At 45.8% G+C, this 16139-nt stretch carries 21 protein-coding genes and 1 tRNA gene; 13 read left to right on the top strand and 9 right to left on the bottom strand.

Annotation, left to right across the window (positions count from 1 at the left end):
• Positions 1 to 387: 387 nt before the first annotated feature.
• Complete coding sequence (locus tag IEY34_RS08180; protein WP_229757521.1) at positions 388 to 1149, bottom strand: DUF4309 domain-containing protein; 762 nt, start codon at positions 1147 to 1149, stop codon at positions 388 to 390.
• Positions 1150 to 1375: 226 nt separating this feature from the next.
• Here IEY34_RS08180 and IEY34_RS08185 point away from each other — a divergent pair, with 226 nt between their 5' ends.
• Together IEY34_RS08185 and IEY34_RS08190 are read left to right on the top strand one after the other, a co-directional pair.
• Positions 1376 to 1945, top strand: coding sequence for a xanthine phosphoribosyltransferase (locus IEY34_RS08185; RefSeq protein WP_189010158.1), 570 nt, complete (start codon positions 1376 to 1378; stop codon positions 1943 to 1945).
• An 80-nt stretch (positions 1946 to 2025) separates the two neighbouring features.
• A complete protein-coding gene (locus tag IEY34_RS08190) occupies positions 2026 to 2352 on the top strand; it encodes a hypothetical protein (protein WP_145662633.1) in 327 nt (108 codons plus the stop codon).
• Between the two features lie 73 nt (positions 2353 to 2425).
• On the opposite strand, the gene IEY34_RS08195 is transcribed toward IEY34_RS08190, so the two are convergent.
• Positions 2426 to 2743: a hypothetical protein gene (locus tag IEY34_RS08195; protein ID WP_189010161.1), complete on the bottom strand. Its 318-nt coding sequence runs from the start codon at positions 2741 to 2743 to the stop codon at positions 2426 to 2428.
• Between the two features lie 144 nt (positions 2744 to 2887).
• Here IEY34_RS08195 and IEY34_RS08200 point away from each other — a divergent pair, with 144 nt between their 5' ends.
• Complete coding sequence (locus IEY34_RS08200) at positions 2888 to 3154, top strand: hypothetical protein (RefSeq protein WP_373291193.1); 267 nt, start codon at positions 2888 to 2890, stop codon at positions 3152 to 3154.
• The gene (locus IEY34_RS08205) at positions 3129 to 3875 is read left to right on the top strand and encodes an adenosylcobinamide amidohydrolase (RefSeq protein WP_229757522.1); all 747 of its coding nucleotides are present in this window, start codon (positions 3129 to 3131) and stop codon (positions 3873 to 3875) included. The genes IEY34_RS08200 and IEY34_RS08205 overlap by 26 nt, the downstream gene beginning before the upstream one ends.
• A 38-nt stretch (positions 3876 to 3913) precedes the next feature.
• Here the strand turns inward: IEY34_RS08205 and IEY34_RS08210 are convergent, their stop codons facing one another.
• A complete protein-coding gene (locus tag IEY34_RS08210; RefSeq protein WP_189010163.1) occupies positions 3914 to 4093 on the bottom strand; it encodes a hypothetical protein in 180 nt (59 codons plus the stop codon).
• Between the two features lie 124 nt (positions 4094 to 4217).
• On the opposite strand from IEY34_RS08210, the gene IEY34_RS08215 reads away from it, so the two are divergent.
• A tRNA-Leu gene (locus tag IEY34_RS08215) sits at positions 4218 to 4301 on the top strand.
• A 400-nt stretch (positions 4302 to 4701) separates the two neighbouring features.
• Entirely contained in the window at positions 4702 to 5853 is a 1152-nt protein-coding gene (locus IEY34_RS08220; protein WP_189010165.1) for an RCC1 domain-containing protein, read from the top strand.
• Between the two features lie 81 nt (positions 5854 to 5934).
• Here the strand turns inward: IEY34_RS08220 and IEY34_RS08225 are convergent, their stop codons facing one another.
• Positions 5935 to 6219 carry a hypothetical protein gene (locus IEY34_RS08225; protein WP_189010589.1) on the bottom strand — a complete coding sequence of 95 codons (285 nt, stop codon included), beginning with the start codon at positions 6217 to 6219 and terminating at the stop codon, positions 5935 to 5937.
• Between the two features lie 128 nt (positions 6220 to 6347).
• On the opposite strand from IEY34_RS08225, the gene IEY34_RS08230 reads away from it, so the two are divergent.
• The 4 genes from IEY34_RS08230 to IEY34_RS08245 all read left to right on the top strand — a co-directional run bounded on the left by IEY34_RS08230 (position 6348) and on the right by IEY34_RS08245 (position 8735).
• Positions 6348 to 6638: an AraC family transcriptional regulator gene (locus IEY34_RS08230; RefSeq protein ID WP_229757523.1), complete on the top strand. Its 291-nt coding sequence runs from the start codon at positions 6348 to 6350 to the stop codon at positions 6636 to 6638.
• A gap of 52 nt (positions 6639 to 6690) precedes the next feature.
• Positions 6691 to 6969: a hypothetical protein gene (locus IEY34_RS08235; protein WP_189010167.1), complete on the top strand. Its 279-nt coding sequence runs from the start codon at positions 6691 to 6693 to the stop codon at positions 6967 to 6969.
• 400 nt (positions 6970 to 7369) lie between these two features.
• A complete protein-coding gene (locus IEY34_RS08240) occupies positions 7370 to 7969 on the top strand; it encodes a stalk domain-containing protein (protein WP_189010169.1) in 600 nt (199 codons plus the stop codon).
• A 112-nt stretch (positions 7970 to 8081) separates the two neighbouring features.
• Positions 8082 to 8735 carry a Bax inhibitor-1/YccA family protein gene (locus IEY34_RS08245; RefSeq protein ID WP_189010171.1) on the top strand — a complete coding sequence of 218 codons (654 nt, stop codon included), beginning with the start codon at positions 8082 to 8084 and terminating at the stop codon, positions 8733 to 8735.
• Positions 8736 to 8807: 72 nt separating this feature from the next.
• Here the strand turns inward: IEY34_RS08245 and IEY34_RS08250 are convergent, their stop codons facing one another.
• On the bottom strand, positions 8808 to 8990 hold the full coding sequence (locus tag IEY34_RS08250) for a hypothetical protein (protein ID WP_189010173.1): 183 nt from the start codon (positions 8988 to 8990) through the stop codon (positions 8808 to 8810).
• 161 nt (positions 8991 to 9151) lie between these two features.
• On the opposite strand from IEY34_RS08250, the gene IEY34_RS08255 reads away from it, so the two are divergent.
• Both IEY34_RS08255 and IEY34_RS08260 read left to right on the top strand, forming a co-directional pair.
• Positions 9152 to 9433, top strand: a complete 282-nt coding sequence (locus tag IEY34_RS08255; RefSeq protein ID WP_189010175.1) for a hypothetical protein — start codon at positions 9152 to 9154, stop codon at positions 9431 to 9433.
• Positions 9434 to 9510: 77 nt separating this feature from the next.
• The gene (locus IEY34_RS08260; protein WP_189010177.1) at positions 9511 to 9747 is read left to right on the top strand and encodes a YqzE family protein; all 237 of its coding nucleotides are present in this window, start codon (positions 9511 to 9513) and stop codon (positions 9745 to 9747) included.
• A 31-nt stretch (positions 9748 to 9778) separates the two neighbouring features.
• Here the strand turns inward: IEY34_RS08260 and IEY34_RS08265 are convergent, their stop codons facing one another.
• From IEY34_RS08265 to IEY34_RS08275, 3 genes are all read right to left on the bottom strand, one after another.
• Positions 9779 to 10735, bottom strand: a complete 957-nt coding sequence (locus IEY34_RS08265; protein WP_189010179.1) for a hypothetical protein — start codon at positions 10733 to 10735, stop codon at positions 9779 to 9781.
• A 117-nt stretch (positions 10736 to 10852) separates the two neighbouring features.
• Positions 10853 to 11860 carry a YqhG family protein gene (locus IEY34_RS08270; protein WP_189010181.1) on the bottom strand — a complete coding sequence of 336 codons (1008 nt, stop codon included), beginning with the start codon at positions 11858 to 11860 and terminating at the stop codon, positions 10853 to 10855.
• Entirely contained in the window at positions 11857 to 13650 is a 1794-nt protein-coding gene (locus IEY34_RS08275; RefSeq protein ID WP_189010183.1) for a DEAD/DEAH box helicase, read from the bottom strand. Before IEY34_RS08275 ends, IEY34_RS08270 begins: the two co-directional genes overlap by 4 nt.
• A 177-nt stretch (positions 13651 to 13827) precedes the next feature.
• Here IEY34_RS08275 and lipM point away from each other — a divergent pair, with 177 nt between their 5' ends.
• Positions 13828 to 14667 carry an octanoyltransferase LipM gene (gene lipM / locus IEY34_RS08280; protein WP_189010185.1) on the top strand — a complete coding sequence of 280 codons (840 nt, stop codon included), beginning with the start codon at positions 13828 to 13830 and terminating at the stop codon, positions 14665 to 14667.
• 386 nt (positions 14668 to 15053) lie between these two features.
• Here the strand turns inward: lipM and dat are convergent, their stop codons facing one another.
• Positions 15054 to 15881: a D-amino-acid transaminase gene (gene dat / locus IEY34_RS08285; protein WP_189010187.1), complete on the bottom strand. Its 828-nt coding sequence runs from the start codon at positions 15879 to 15881 to the stop codon at positions 15054 to 15056.
• Between the last annotated feature and the right edge of the window lie 258 nt (positions 15882 to 16139).

Genomic DNA, 16139 nt, shown 5'->3' on the forward strand with positions numbered 1-16139 from the left:
AACATGTCTGTAACTCGACCTTAGGGGTTTTTTTGTGTTTTGTCCAGAAAAATACATCATTTAATTACATATTTAGGAATATATTCTAACGAAATATTCATGTTAGGTTTTTTGCAAAGCTTCTGCCCTTAGGCGGCCAAATTCACGATTACATTGGATTTATCCAATGTAATGAGATTCCTCATGTTATTCATGTTAGGTTTTTGCAAAGCTTCTGCGCTACAGCGGGCAAAGCGGCCAGAGCACGCCAGCATTGGCAGGCTTAACACTGTTTTACTGCGTTAAAGTGGCCAACCGAGGCTGGGGCGCAGCGATAACGCTGTAAAACGCGTTAACAAGCCAAAAAGCCCCACAGGAGCAAGTCCTGAGGGGCTTTCTAACTTCAGCTTAATGGTCTGCAAATAGCTTAATCGATTGAATCGTGCCTTCACCTGGATCGATATCCAGTTTCAATAACGTGCCTTGCGATTTGTAAGATAGCACATATGTCGTGTTGGAATCCGGTTTGCCCAGAATTGCAATGGCATCCTGTGCTTTTTGACCTAGGTGCAGGCCACGCAGGCCAGGATCAATTTCGGTGGAGTGGACATCCACGAATTCAAGCGTGTCTTTCTTGTTGAAGCCTACGGAAAAGTCCGTGAAGTCGTAGACTTGGATGGCCTCTTCATCTTCATCCATGACGAATTGCTTTTTTGCTTTCCCGAACCGATCCAATACGGCGGTTTTGCTCGTTCCTAATTTCAAACCCATCAATGTCGGCTTTTCTTGTTGATACGCATCTTCCGCTTTCACCTTCGGCTTAGTTGACGGCTTCGAGCTGGCAGGTGTTTGGGGCAGATCGGATAGATCTGTCTTGGACGAGCCTGCGACTTGTGCTTCATGCTTAGCGACGGAGTCTTCCTGAGTTGGTGCTGCTGTCGGAGATACAACTACAATGGCTGGTGGTGTGATTTCCGGCGTTGTGTTTTGATAGTGGGTTTGCACAATCGGATCTATTGTAGGCTGTACGGGAGGAGCAGATGACTCTTGACACCCTGTAACCAGCAACGACGCAACAGCTACTGGCACGCAGCCAAGAAGGATAGGTCTAATAAGGTTGTTCATCATCATCTTCCTTTCTGCCGAGTCTTTGTTATAAGAATACAACATGTCTAATCATACTGCTTTCTGGTTGTCAATCTCAATGGATCTTGAAGCCTAAATGTGAGCAATTATAGAACGAATTTGATCATTGTTGCAGGCCTCATAAGTATAGACACCGTCAAGGACGTAAAAGTTTCAGTTCAAATAGACGATATTCATAAATTGGGACTTGAAACCTACTTCATCAATATGGTAACTTACTCATAATAGACAGGAGTAGGGGGCCAGTATCATGGAATTGTTAAAACAGCGAATCCTAGAAGTCGGTGTCGTTGTATCGGATCAAGTACTTAAACTGGATGCCATTCTTAATCATCAAGTGGATCCTGTACTCATCATGGAGATGGGGAAAGAGTTTGCCAGATTATTCCGGGAAACGAAGCCGGATAAAGTACTTACAGTCGAATCTTCCGGTATTCCGATTGCATACACAACTGCGTTGCAACTAGAAGTCCCAATGGTTTTTGCGCGTCGCAAGAAAACGTTAACGATGGATCAAGATACGTATAGTGAGCGCGTGCCGTCTTTTACAAAAGGAATTGTAACCGACATTATGGTATCCTCCCATTTGCTGCACAAAGGAGAGCGTGTCTTGTTGATCGATGATTTCATCGCCAATGGAGATGCAGCTCGCGGCTTAATTCGAATTATTGAGAAAGCGGAAGCTGAGCTGGTCGGTGTGGGAATTGCCGTGGAAAAATCGTTCCAAGCTGGGGGAAATTCGATTCGTGAACGAGGGATTCGAGTGGAATCTTTGGCACGTATTTCTTCCTTGGCGAACGGGCAGATCACTTTTAACTGATTTTACATCTAGACTTTGACTTCCCTGAAAACGATTTATCCTTTATAATGGGAACTAGGTAAGAGAGGAGGCTGACATCTATGGGTATCGAAAATGGTTCCATTGAATATTTCATGACTAAGCTTGGGGAAGCCAAAACACATTTTGAACGTGCTCTTGATTGTAAGCATACAGAGTTCGATGACCTGTATCCCTATATGATTGAACACCCTCAATTTTTCTGGTATAAGCGCTATGTTGCATGGTCTGAGTTGTTAACAATCGTGAAACTCTGCACAGAGCTCACAATAGAGTGGGAACAACAATTTTCCGTGGCACAAGTGGAATATATTCAGAAGCGCGTAATGTCTAGCAAAGTCCTTGATTTCTGGTTTGAGACGAATGATTCGAAGGAACATGTTAGTTAATTTTTCCCCATATACAGAAGAGGCCAATGAATCCGGATGGATGTCGTTGGCCTCTTTTTTATCGTTCTTTTGCTCAAATCCCATTTTCCAAAACGTTCATACTTTCAATATGCTGCTTGGTTTGTGGAGATCCTAGTTGATGTAAGGCGCGGTACACTTCGGTTAAATAATAATCGTACTCTTGATTCGCTTCATTGTGGTAGTAAACTTTCCAGGGCAGCCATGAAGTGCTGTAACTTCCTTGTGAAGAGTTGTCTGTTTCCTCGAAAAGCTCCCGTAATTTATCAAGTTCTTCCTCCGTCGCGGAGATTTCAAATTCATAGTTCAAGGCTTCTTTATCTTCAAGTACTTCACCCGTGCCGACGTTGATATAATAGGTTTTTTTGTCCACCAGATAACCTCCCATACGGATGCGATCGCGTAGCTTCATTTCGTCTTGATTAAGGTAACCCGACTAAAACGGATTTATGTAAAGTTTCAACAAAACGGGAATTGGTGTATGCTAGAAGAGTAAAATTGTCGTGTTGGAGGTAGAATGATGATATCGGATGAACAATTAGATCAATTTCGAATAGATAGTACGCTGCTGCGAGTGATCCGTGATGTCAGTCCAAGGAACGATGTCCGCGGCATTGTTGTGGCATGGGATGATGATAGCGTGCTGATTCGCAAAAAAAACCGCCGAGTCGTCAAATTGGCTCGCAGTTATGTGTACCAACCGCACGGCGACGAGAGACCGCCAGAATATATGCTCCCGCAGGAATTAATTGAGCCTGATGGCGAGTCGGAAGATGACGAGTAATCCCAATCCCTCGCTTCACAAGCAGATACCGATTCAGGGTATTCAGATGGATCTTGTGAGCTCACATTATGGGGATTACGTGCTGATTACAAGTAAGCATCCTTTGCGAACATTGAATTCGTCGCTTTGGGGCGGGGGCTTTGGCAGGCATAAGCAGCTTATGAACAGACAGGTAGACAAGCGCTACAATGAACCTGATCCCCTTGGGGAGATGGATTCATTCATCCAGCGTGAAGGATACGACCCTAGAGAATCTGCGGGTATGCTCACGGCAGCTTTGGTGAAGGATGTAGGCTATCACACGATGAGTTGGGATGCTGAGGCGGATCATTCAGAGGAACGCTTGCAAGTGTGCGCCTGGGTAACCATGGGGTTAGGGAATAAGGCGAGAGCGGGTGCAGAGCTGCCCGCGACCGCGCTTTATCATGGAACGATTAATACCATCGTGGTAATTAATGGATGCCTAACCGATGCGGCGATGGTGAATGCGGTTATCACGGCTACGGAAGCCAAAACGGCGGCGCTCCAAACGTTAGGCGTACTGGTGGACGGACTGCCGGCTACAGGTACGAGCACAGATGCTGTGCTGATTGCTGCGACAGGCCGCGGTCAAACTTATCGCTATGCAGGCACGGCTACTTCGCTTGGCTATTTGATCGGGAGAACGGTCTACGAAGCGATTCTTGCCCAGCTGTATTTGTATGACAAAACGCTCGTCTGAAACCAAATGGGCTCAGACGAGCGTTCGCTTGTTATGGATTAGGTACGGCGGAAGATGCCGTATGCGGCTCCTGCCTTAATTGCATCAAGTCCGGAATCATCTTCATCTACACTTTGATAGTTGGGATCGTGAACGATACCCTCGGCTTCACCTTCTGTGAGATGTCGTTTGTTTCCTGTATATTTAGGCTCCAGGGCTTTGATTTCTTCTTCATCCATCTGTCATCCCTCCTTTGCACATAGGGTTCGAAAGGGGGAGAGGAATTATACATCTTTTGTAAAAAAGTATCGTTGACGAGCCTCTATTTGCCATGTTATATTAAGTTTTGTTAAAGCTAAACAAGCGATCATGGCGGAATTGGCAGACGCGCACGGTTCAGGTCCGTGTGGGCTTACCCCCGTGGAGGTTCGAGTCCTCTTGATCGCATTATAACTAAAGCGAAACCCTTCGAATTTAATCGAAGGGTTTATTTTTTTATTGAACCATTACATGTAGTGTTTAGTATAGGACAGGAAAATGTTAACAAATGTCGATGTATATCTACTATTGATGAGATTTGAATATTTCTATTAAGATGTGTTCGAGTATTTTAATAATTACCTTCAAATTAATTTACAACCTCTCAACGTATTTCGATATTAAAAACAAATTATGTCATTATTCGCTATTGATTATATTTTTTGCAATGTTATTATTAATTATGTATTATTATCCAATTTTTAGTGATCGTTGGAAAGGAGGACACATTTCATAGAGAGTACGTTGGAAATTTATTAATTCGATCTAATCATGCAGTTCATTAATCGATTGAAGGAGAGATTTAAGGATGATGAGAAAAAAAGGATTTATTTCACTGCTGGCTTTCGTGTTAATTGCCATGTTGGTCGTTCCTGCTGGCGCATCTGCCAATCCGCTTCAGCTTAAGACCATCTTAGCATCAGGAATGGATTATTCGTTGTATTTGAAATCAGACGGGAGTTTATGGGTATGGGGTGAAGGGAATAAAGGACAATTAGGCAACGGGTTAAGTTCGGACTCCAACGTTGCAGTTCAAAACTCATTGATTCAAGATGTTGTCGATGTTTCGACAGGGTCGGAATATATCAGTCATATCGTGGTATTGCGGGACGATGGCAAAGTATTCGCATGGGGCAACAACCTGATGGGTCAGGTGGGAAATGGCACGACATCTGTCAGTGTCAACAGCCCGGTTCAATTGAGTAATTTAGACAATGTCATCGATGTCGCTGCTGGCGCTTACCATAGCTTGGCGTTAAAGTCCGATGGAACGGTATGGGCTTGGGGGAATAACGATTACAGCCAATTGGGAGATGGAACAACAACATCGCAGTTAACTCCGGTGCAGGTATCTGGACTAACCAATATTGTGGCGGTCGAATCCCGATTTAATCATAACCTTGCAATCAAGTCGGATGGAACGGTATGGGCCTGGGGTCAAAACTGGTATGGACAACTGGGGTACGCCTCAACGGTTATACCGTTAACTCCGGTGCAGGTGACTGGTCTCAGCAATGTAACTGACGTATCGGCCGGTAACTTTTACAGCCTTGCGGTTAAGAGCGATGGTACGGTATGGACTTGGGGCCGTGATAAACACGGCGAATTCGGAGGCGGCAATCCTACGGCCAGCTTGACTCCGGTTCAAGTTCCGGGTCTGTCCAATGTAAAAGAAGTAGAAGCGAGTGCAATTCATAGTTTGGTGTTGAAAAATGACGGAACGGTATGGGCCTGGGGTCAAAACAACTATGGTCAATTCGGCGATGGAACGACGAATACGTACTATCCAAGCCCTGTTCAAATAATAAGCGATGTAACGGCCTTGTCCGTGAGTCCAATTTTTACTGTGGTGAAAAAATCGGACGGAACCGTTTGGGCATCGGGCTGGAACACATCCGGGCAACTGGGCGACGGAACCACGACGGACCATTATACGCCTGCTCAAGTCACAGGCCTGTAACAGATCATATCCCCCATGGTTGACACAACATTAGCTCATCTGATTGGTTGAGCTAATGTTGTGGGCCTGAGGGGATTTTTTCTATGGCCACGAAGATATTGGCGGACATGGCCTTCGTCCACGCATGGTGTGCGATGCGAATTGGTTATCGATTAAGTACTTCATCATTCGTATGCGAAGGTCGGATGGAATGAGGTCGGCAAATTGCAGTCCAGTATGCTCCAAGAAATGTTCAATTGAAATCAGATAGAATTTGTACCAATCAATGGTGGTCTGAGTTAAATTGCGTAGCTTGCAGTGCAGAAGGAAGTCTTTCACATACGTTTGAAAATCGTGATACGCTTCTGTCGTCGCTTGTTCCTTCATGGTTACAATCCTCTCGTCATAAGAGTTTGGTGCGGAAAAGGATTAGCGCAGCTGAAAGCCATCTGGCGCGGCAAACTTTTAGTTTGATGTTCACGCTAAACACTTGCAAATTTTCGGGAAAAGCGAGCTTGTCCGAAAAAATTGCTCTGACCGATAAACCCTTATGTATCATGGTTTTGCGGGTTTTGCAGGGATTTGTTTCACCTCCTAGTCCCCCGTCAAATTCAGGTCAGGAAGTGGGATATAACGATGAGAGCCATTTCAGACGGGCGTTCAAAAGCCATGTTGGCATTTCCCCAGCGCTTTATTTGAAAAATCGTCAACTAAAAATTGCCGCCTACAGCTGGCTCATGATTACGATTCTAACCGAAAATCACTACTTCTGGCTAAACCGGATCGCGGTCAGAAGATTGGCGTGAGCATCTAGGTTTAACTGCCGCTTTTTTGGATAAAAAGGAAGAAGCAACGTGGTTGGCCCAATATGACCGCAATCAAGCCAGCATCAACGAGCAAATCAAGTGGTTGGCGCGAATAGAAAAGCTGCTTGTTCTGATGATCGATAGAAAAAATATGTATCAATGGGGAAGCAAGTATGAGGGCACGACACGCTTCTCGAATTCTAGTGATGATTTCAGAGGATGGGGCTTCTCAAGCTACTTGGCAAACCGTTCAGCAATCGGAAAATTGGCAACGCATGAAAGCCGTACAAGCCAAACGAGTTCATGTGATTCGGATTGGACCTTGGTATGAATATTCTGCTTTTAATCATGATTTGATTCAAAGCCAGATGCTTAAAGTATTGGATACTTTGAGCAGGAGTCGCTGAATAGGAACATAATGTCCGAAAAAGACTATATTTCGTCCGAAACGTTCATATACGGAGCAGATCGGGATGCCGTATACTTCTGTTGATAGTGATAGTGAGAATAGTTATCATTGTCGCAGAATTGGAACTTAGGGGAGAGAGTTTATCATGCAGCAAGGAAGAATGCTAGTTGTCATGTTGTGTTTGATGTTGATCTTATCCATGATGGCAGCCGCATGCAAAGGGAGTTTTTTTCATCCCTAGCAAATAATTTTATCAGTTGTATTTTACAACTTTTTCCATGAGTATGCGTATAAGAAACATAAACGTAATGGAGGTTTAACAATGAAAAAATTTATCATGGGAGTAATTGTAGGAGGAGCAGTATCTCTTTCAACTGTTGTAGGGGCATCTGATTCAATTCAGGCATTCTTGTTTCCAGCATACTTTACAATAAATGATCTATCCGTAGATATGGATAAAGAATCTCCGATACTTAATTACAACGGCCAAGCATACGTTCCTGCGCGTTTCATGGCAGAGCAGTTAGGCGCATATGTAGATTATAATGAAGAGTCCAAGCAGATCATAGTTAATTATTTTCCATCAAATAAGAGCGTGCTTACGGATAGTAAATATACGAATGTGCATTTCAGCCTTATTGATGTTTATTTAGATGGTGGCTATACAGGAGTTCGCGGCCTGCTCTCTATCGATAAAATAAAGGAAGCAGCGGTAGAAACAGAACATGACATTGAATTTAGTTTGAATTTTTATGATTCAAATGATAAGTTGCTTGGAAAAGCATTAGGATCATCCTTACCTAGATCTTCAACGTACAAACAAACGATCCGCACAGGTGAAATAAAGACCGTTGGCGCAGGTGAAGTTGGTGATTTTTCAAATTATTCCAAAGTGATTTTTGAAGTTACCCACTATAAATGAAAATATAGGAAACAACTACCTATTAAGCTTACGCGTATAGCCGCTTTCATGAAAAATAGGTATAATACATAGTATAGTTTGTACATGTTTGAATGAAGGAGATGATAAGTCCATGGAAAGAACAATTACAGGAACACTTTCAGGCAGTTTCGCGCATGTGCTTCAAACCTTTGCACTTTCACTGTTGGTCTCATTTCTAGGGACCTTGGTAGGAGCTATGGTTGTTCCTAAATCGATGATCCCGCTGTTCATTATCGCTGAAGTGGTGATGTTGGTTGCAGCCATTGTGATTCGTATTCGCGGCAAGCACATTGGATACGGCTTCCTGTATGCTTTCACAGCGGTTTCTGGCGTGACGCTTTATCCGGTTATTATGGCATATGGCGGAATACTGGGCGCGCAAGTGGTATCCGGCGCATTCTTCGCGACAGCAGCAATCTTCGGCGGTCTTGCGTTCTATGCGCATCGTTCGCAGCGTGACTTCAGCTTCCTGGGCGGATTCTTATTCGCTGGGACGATTGGTCTGGTATTGATGAGCGTGATCGGAATGTTTGTAGGTTTTGGATCGGTGATCAACCTCGTGTGGTCCATGGTGGGGATTTTGATTTTCAGCGGCTGGGTGCTTTATGATGTAGCTCAATACCGCAACGGTGTTGGTACGGAGGAAGTTCCGTTAGCAGCGCTGAATATTTATCTCGATTTTATCAATCTGTTCCTCTACATCTTGCGCTTTATTGCTTCCATTGTAGGGTTTAACAGAAATTAATTCATTTGTAGCATCCCCAAAAGCACGCTCGAAACTCACGCTAAGGTGGGCATCGAACGTGCTTTTTTCTTTTTAGTCTCCGCGAAATTGACGGTTCACCTCTAATAAGGTATGAAGGAGCAGCGTAAGCTCGGATTGGTTTATACGTATCGCTGAAGCTGATTCTTGGCTATGGTTTAAGGTCAACTCGAGCACTTGATGACGGGTATTCATCTGTATGTGCAACTGATCGGTAAGGAGCACTTGTTCCCACATGCGATGCACCTCTTTCTCTCTATTTACTCTAGTATATGCGGCGATCAAGAGATTAGAAGCTGCGGCAATGACAGGAGTGGATCGATTTTTGGGAATACAAGCACGATTTGCTTGTTTGCTTCATACAATTTAATGATCCTAGAGGAGAGAGGAGATGACCTATGGCGGCTTGCAGCACTTGGACGTATAGAGGGATTTCGTCTTCGGTATTTAAGGCGTTACAACAGACTGGCAGAAAACAAGGTTTCATGATTCCGAATTCAGCTTCGGGTAAATTTATGATTACTGTTGTAGGTATGAATGTCGGGTTCCAATACTCTTGGGATACGCATGGTCAAACTTTGTTATTGCAGTGTGATAATAAACCGATGTTGCTTGGTTGCGGAACGATAAAAACGTTTGCTGATAAAATCATCGCAGAAAGCGGCGGGAAAATCGGTTGAATGTCTATCCACCACCTGTCTATCCGTTTAAATACAGAACTCTCTGGTTAAAATAGGGAGAAAAGGCAGGTGGTCGTATGGCCAAAAGTGACGAGTTGGTTAAGTACATAACACAGCAAGTTGTTACCTATATCGATACGCCTAAGAATGTACGCCAACAGGCCAAAGCGATAAATAAGGAACAACGTGAAGATTGGCAAACGCGTTGGTTCGGGATGCTGCCGTTGGCTGCGCGAATGATGTTGAAGCAAGCAAAGCCCAAAAAGCAAGCGGGTCCAAGCCCAAATAAAAAGCCTTCAAAGCCACACGAATAGTGGCATTGAAGGTTTTTTATGCTGGAGGAGACTACTTATAAATGCGGCCTTGGGCCAGTGCTCCTTCGAGCTGCACATAACGTGCTCCCATGTGATCCAGAATGAGGTAGTTGTCGTTTTTACCCCACTGTTGATAGCCAATAATTGCAAGCGGCAGTGTGACAAGACCGCCATATAACTCAGTCACATACGTTAGGTTGTTGTGCTGTTTGAAGGCAGTTTGAAACTCCTGCACCTTGGAAATAGAGAGAGGTTGGCCTAATATCCACGGAAGCCGCTCATAAGGATCGAAGGAAGGTGCTGCAGCCGTGATGGCGGTTCCCTGTAGATCCGTTCTTTGCAGAGATGCCTCCGTTAGCTTAGGTTTTGGGTCTTCCTTGAGCGGCAGCAGTTCCCCGGTCTTGGCATCAAGGTAATAAGTTTGCCCTTCTATCGCTACTTTCCATACTGCTGTTAAAGCATCCATATATAAACGGTTTTTAGTTATCTGTTCATTGCGTACAAAATCAGAATAGGACATGGTTGAAGGTATGAGTTCCTGCTGCACCAAAGAGCGGTACAGCGTAGTTAAGCTGAATAAGGGATGAGCACCTGTTCCATATTCGTTGAGTCGGAAGGAGCCGTTCTCCGCAGCATACACGATCATATACCCGACTTCCTGGCCATGATCCGTGAGGATGACGCCCCAACCGTGTGTCCCTGGACCAAGTGGGAAGCTGTTCCACGAAGCCGATTGCCACGCTTCAAATCCTGCTTCACGGGCGAGAATTGAGCGCCAATTGTTGATGGATGCTTGAAGTGTAGCCTCGCTTCGCAAATCTGGGATCGGCTTCGCGACATGATCATCTTGCGCCGCTTGTGCAAGGCTTGTCCGTTCGACTTGGGCCACGGGATTCGGACCTTCGCCTGCTGAACTCTGGAGCGGGATACAAAACAGACTGCTTACACTAATGAAGCACGCGGTCGTCCATGCTAGCCAACGTGTCATAATCGTTTCACCTGCCTATCGCAAACTCTCATTTGTATGAATCTATTGTAATTCTTATGCTATAAAAAGATTGTTAGAACCTGTAGCCGTTATTATGCGATGTTTTAGCGACTGGCGTCAGTTTCTGGGTGTTCGTCCAGCGTTCAAATGAAACAGGCCGCAATTGATGACAGATACGACAACGCGCGGCTTATGCTGCCAGTCGATTTCTTGCAGCCGATTGCGGCATTGCGCTTCAATTTCATCGCGTTTATCTGGCTCGGCACTTAGCAGCAGACCATTATAATAAGCCTCTACACGGTCAATTTCACTGCGATGCTGCTCGTTGGCCTCATCAGCCCAGCTGTGGTCGTAGGTGCTGATTCGGCGCTCCAACGTCATTTCCAAAGCGTTCACAGCTTTCGACAAAGAGATCGTATCAGGTAAAATATGGCTGTTCGCCGGCAGCTTGGGCGAGAGGCTCTTCGTCAGCAATTGTTTATGAAATTGCTCGCGAATTTCCCCGCTATTCAGTTGGATGGCGAGCGAATGAATCTCACTTCGCTTGCGATCGCAGGCAAGCTCTACCTTGTAATTGATGCACAGCCAGGTATCGTAAACCAGAGCGGCATGGTAGGTCGCTCCAACCGGGAAGGGCTCCTCGAACAGATGAACATACTTGCCGCGTTCCCGCACGATGGTGAACATCTGCTCCAGGCGCCTGCTGCCGAAAGTCACCTCGTCTTGCGGGACGCGCGCTGTAATGGTCGTCGGAACGAAACCGAAATAACGGCCCAGTATACTGTCCGAGTTGCCACCCGGCGCTTGTGAAGCGGGCTGACCGATGGGCTGACCGCCTTGCTGAACAGAGTTCCCTCCGGGAGGAGGGGATTGGACAGCAACCGCAGCTTTCGGTTTGGCTTCCAGCTTCATCTGCTCGGGATCGAAAACGAATTTGTACGTCATCGTCTCCGCAGGAGCGCCCGTCCGTTCCACGAAGCTCCAGTAGTAAGCACGTCCCGTCATTTCTCGGTCAGCTTCCGGGGACAGCTTAGCGGTCACATAGGTCGGTGACTTCTCGATAATGGTGCAATGATAGGCTTCCAAAAAACGCATGACGAACGTATGAATGTTTCGTTTGTTCATGGCCGTACCTCACCAATCTCCGAACCGCTTGCAGCATCCAGAATGCTTGAGTAGGCCATTCCCTGCAAAGGATCATTCTGCTCCACTTCGGATTTCACTTCGATGATCGTATGGGCTAGCTGATCGATTTTTTGGCGAATATCCTCTTTGGAACCGGATTCCATGACCATACGGAAGAGCGAGGACTCAAGGGAGCCTTTCTTCTCAATCTTCTCCAGAATGGTATCCAGCTGTCCGATGACCATCTCAAACATATTGATTTTCTCATGCAGTAAGGAAATAATATATTCCTCAATCGTATTGTTTGTGGATAAGTTATAAATGTTAACGTCGTGCTGCTGGCCCAAACGATGGACCCGGCCAATCCGCTGCTCCACGCGCATCGGGTTCCAAGGCAGATCGAAATTAATCATGTTGTGGCAAAACTGCAGATTGATCCCTTCCCCGCCGGCCTCCGTTGCGACTAGGACTTGTACGCGATTGCGGAATAAATCCATCATCCAGTCTTTTTTGCCTCGATTCATACCACCGCGATAAGGAACTGCCGTGATTTTATGCTCCTTTAAATAATTCAACAAATACTCCTGCGAAGCACGGTACTCCGTGAAAATGATCACTTTATCATTGATGTCCTGGACCAGCTTCATCGTCGTTTCCGCTTTGGTGTTAGCTTTAATGCTGCGAATAAGCTCGACTAGCTCCCAGATTTTGGCGCGTACCGGAGAATCCTCGGCCGTTTTTTTGAACAAGTTAACAAGCGTTACGAAGACAGCATCTCTGGAACTGCATACTTCGCGTTGAAGGGTAATCAGCGAGAGCATGCTGCTGAGGTCACCCGCACTCTCTTCATACCGCTGGCGAACGAAATGGGTGACACCATCATATAGGGCTTGTTCATCAGCCGAAAGTGTCAGCGGGATGTTCTTCACCACACGCTTCGTGTAATGAACGCCGCCGTCGCCCCGGCGATTGCGGATCATTACTTTGGACAGCTCTTGCTGCAGCTGCACCTCATTTTTGGGTGTTCGTTTGCCCACGACATAATTGGATTTAAAGCTGCTTTGAATACCTAATTGACCGGGCTTGAGCAGCGTGATGAGATTATATAATTCTTTCAAATCGTTCTGAACCGGTGTGGCGGTGAGCAGCAGACAGTATTTTTTGCGCAGCTCGTTAACGAAGGTGTAATTGGTCGTTTTCTTGTTTTTGAGTTTGTGCGCTTCATCCACGATCAGCATGTCGTATTCCAGACCCATGACGATTTCACGATGCGGATCGCGCTTGGCTGTGTCCATGGAGGCGACAATAATATCGCTTTGCTGCCACATGTAGGCTTTCTTATGAGCGACAGCCGGAATGCCGAACTTGGAATTTAATTCCCGAACCCATTGCAGAACAAGGGAAGCGGGCACCAGAATCAAGGTTTTGCGGACCAAACCGCGAATCATGTATTCTTTGAGAATCAGACCAGCTTCAATCGTTTTACCTAGACCTACTTCATCGGCTAAAATAGCGCGGCCCCGCATCTCATTGAGCACCCGTTTGGCAGTATCAATCTGATGGGCCATGGGTTCAAGCTGTCCGAGGTGGACCAGACACTGCATTTCGTCAAATGTAGAAATAAGACCCGATTCTTCTGATTCGTAGGCTAGCTGATATAACGTCCAATCGTCCCATGGACCGCCTCCGCGTACACGATGATCCAGTTCAGTAAACGAGTCCCGCTCGAAGTGCATGTCAAGCTGATGATGAATAGGGCGAATGTTCTCTTGCTGTTCATGTTGTCGCATGGATGTGCCCTCCCTGAACGTAGAATACGTGTTAGTATGTCCATAAGAGGCGCTTTCATAACTTTTCCATGTAAGAGTTTTACTACTTTCCTGTACAGACTTCGTAAATAAGCACTCTTTTATGATATGATATAGCTTGTCTTTGGATTGTAACGTTAGAAAGGGTGACCGATGCAGATGACGGCATGGCGATTCATACATACAGGAGACCGATCTCCTGCTGAAAATATGGCATTAGATGAAGCAATACTTACTGCGCACAGCGAGGGAAAAGTACCGCCTACGGTGAGGTTCTACGGATGGAATCCGGCCACACTGTCCATTGGTTATTTTCAGAAGGCCGCAGAGGTTGATCAAGAAGCTGTAGCCAAGGAGGGGATTGGCTTCGTTCGTCGTCCAACCGGCGGGAGAGCCGTTCTCCACGATAAGGAACTGACGTACAGCATTATTGTGGCGGAGGACTATCCAGGGATACCGCGCAATGTGACGGAAGCCTACCGGGTACTGAGCGAAGGTTTGCTGCAAGGTTTTCGAGCGCTGGGATTAGCCGCTGAGATGGTGCAGCTTGCGAGCGATGAAGAGAAAGAGAAATACGCTTCGGCGGGATCGGCGGCGTGCTTCGATTCCCCTTCCTGGTATGAGCTCGTGGTAGAAGGCCGCAAAGTGGCGGGGAGCGCACAGGTTCGGCAAAAAAACGTCGTGCTGCAGCACGGTTCAATCTTGCTTGATATGGATACGGATCAACTATTTCGGATGCTCCGTTTTTCCAATGAGAAGGTCGGAGAACGGATGAAACAAAGCTTTCTGAAGAAAGCTGTGGCAATCAATGATCTGCTTCGTGTGCAGGGGAAAGAACCAGTGATACTCGGGCAAGTCGAGGAAGCCTTTCGTCGTGAGATCGCGACTGGACTTGGTGTAGAACTTGTGGAGGCTGGCTTGACGTCTTATGAAATGGAGCTGAGTGATCAGCTTGTGCGCGAGAAGTATGGGACTGATGATTGGAATTTACGCCGTTAGAAATAGCAAGAACCTCGAAAGCCACGTGAGTTGTGGATGTTCAAGGTTCTTCTTTTTTTGACATATAACAGTAAACGAGGCGTACTCGGGCTGCCTCGCGCGGAGGGAACTACAGTGCGCTATTCTAGCAAAAAGTCTCATTATCGCGAGGTTGAGGGAACTACAGGACGTTATTTTGCTGATTGATGGAAAATTCAGTGCTTTTTGTGGAAATAAGACCCTGTAGTGTAGTTCCGCTATTACCCAAGTATCTCCCCTTTTTGCCTAAATAGCGTCCGTCAGTTCCCTTATAGGATTAATCGCTAACAAGAGGCTCATTTCTCAGGGCAGCAAAGCCGTGAATCTGCGTTATCGAGCAGTGTTAGGTAGGAACTCGAACAGCAATTTTAGCTGAAAGTGTGTACAAATTCGCTTTGCAGCTTCTGCGTAAGGGGGCCTGGTGCGCCAGCGCCGATCGGTTTGCCGTCTATTTGAAGAATCGGTGTAATTTCGACTGTCGTACCCGTGATAAAGGCTTCATCTGCTTGATAAAGCTGCTCCGTTGTAAAGGTTTCTTCTTGCACCGTTATTGCGAGGGAAAGAGCCAATTTTAGCACGACTGCACGTGTGATACCATGCAAAATCAAATGATTCGCCGGATGCGTGTATAGAACCTGATCCTTGATTATCATAATATTCGATGCGCTGCATTCGGTAACGATGCCGTCTCGATGCAGCACGACTTCTTGCACGCCATGATCAAGAGCAGCTTGTTTGGCCATCACATTGGGCAGCAAATTCAATGTCTTGAGATCACAGCGAAGCCAGCGGATATCTGCCAGCGTTATCGCGTGGATACCTTTATGTATGGAAGCAACCGGTCTTGGCACCACAGAACAGTAGGCAAGTACAACCGGTTCCGTTTCCGCAGGAAAAGGATGAGCGCGAGGAGCTTCACCGCGTGTAATTTGCAAATAGACGGTGCCTTCAACCAGCTTGTTTTTGTGCACAAGCTCAGTCAGAATATCGCCAATTTCGGAGGCTGTATACGGCAGGGCGATACGAACTTCGGAAGCTGTTCTCTCAAGTCTTTGCAGATGGGCCTGCGGTTCATAAATCTGACCATTATACACGCGGAATACCTCGTAAATGCCATCACCGAAATAGTAGCCGCGATCATCGGGCGATAGCTGTATATCGTTCTTGCTTAGAAATTGATTTTTGTAAAAATACAAGGGAAGTCATCTCCTTAACATTCATATGAATAGAAATTTTATTGCGAACAAATGTTCTAAATATGGCGCTTATGTGTTATCCTATGTATAGGTTAGCAGAGGAATACGCCAGCGTCAAAAGGTGTGAAATAAAGAGGATTTGTAAGACTGAATAAGCTAATGAAGCAAATGCTTGTCAAATTGAGGGGATTTGGTTAATTATCTATTAGAGTGTCAATATATTGTGTTGTATAATGTAATAAGACACTATATATTGAA

The organism is Paenibacillus marchantiophytorum, assembly GCF_014640555.1.
GTDB classification, from domain to species: Bacteria; Bacillota; Bacilli; order Paenibacillales; family NBRC-103111; genus Paenibacillus_E; species Paenibacillus_E marchantiophytorum.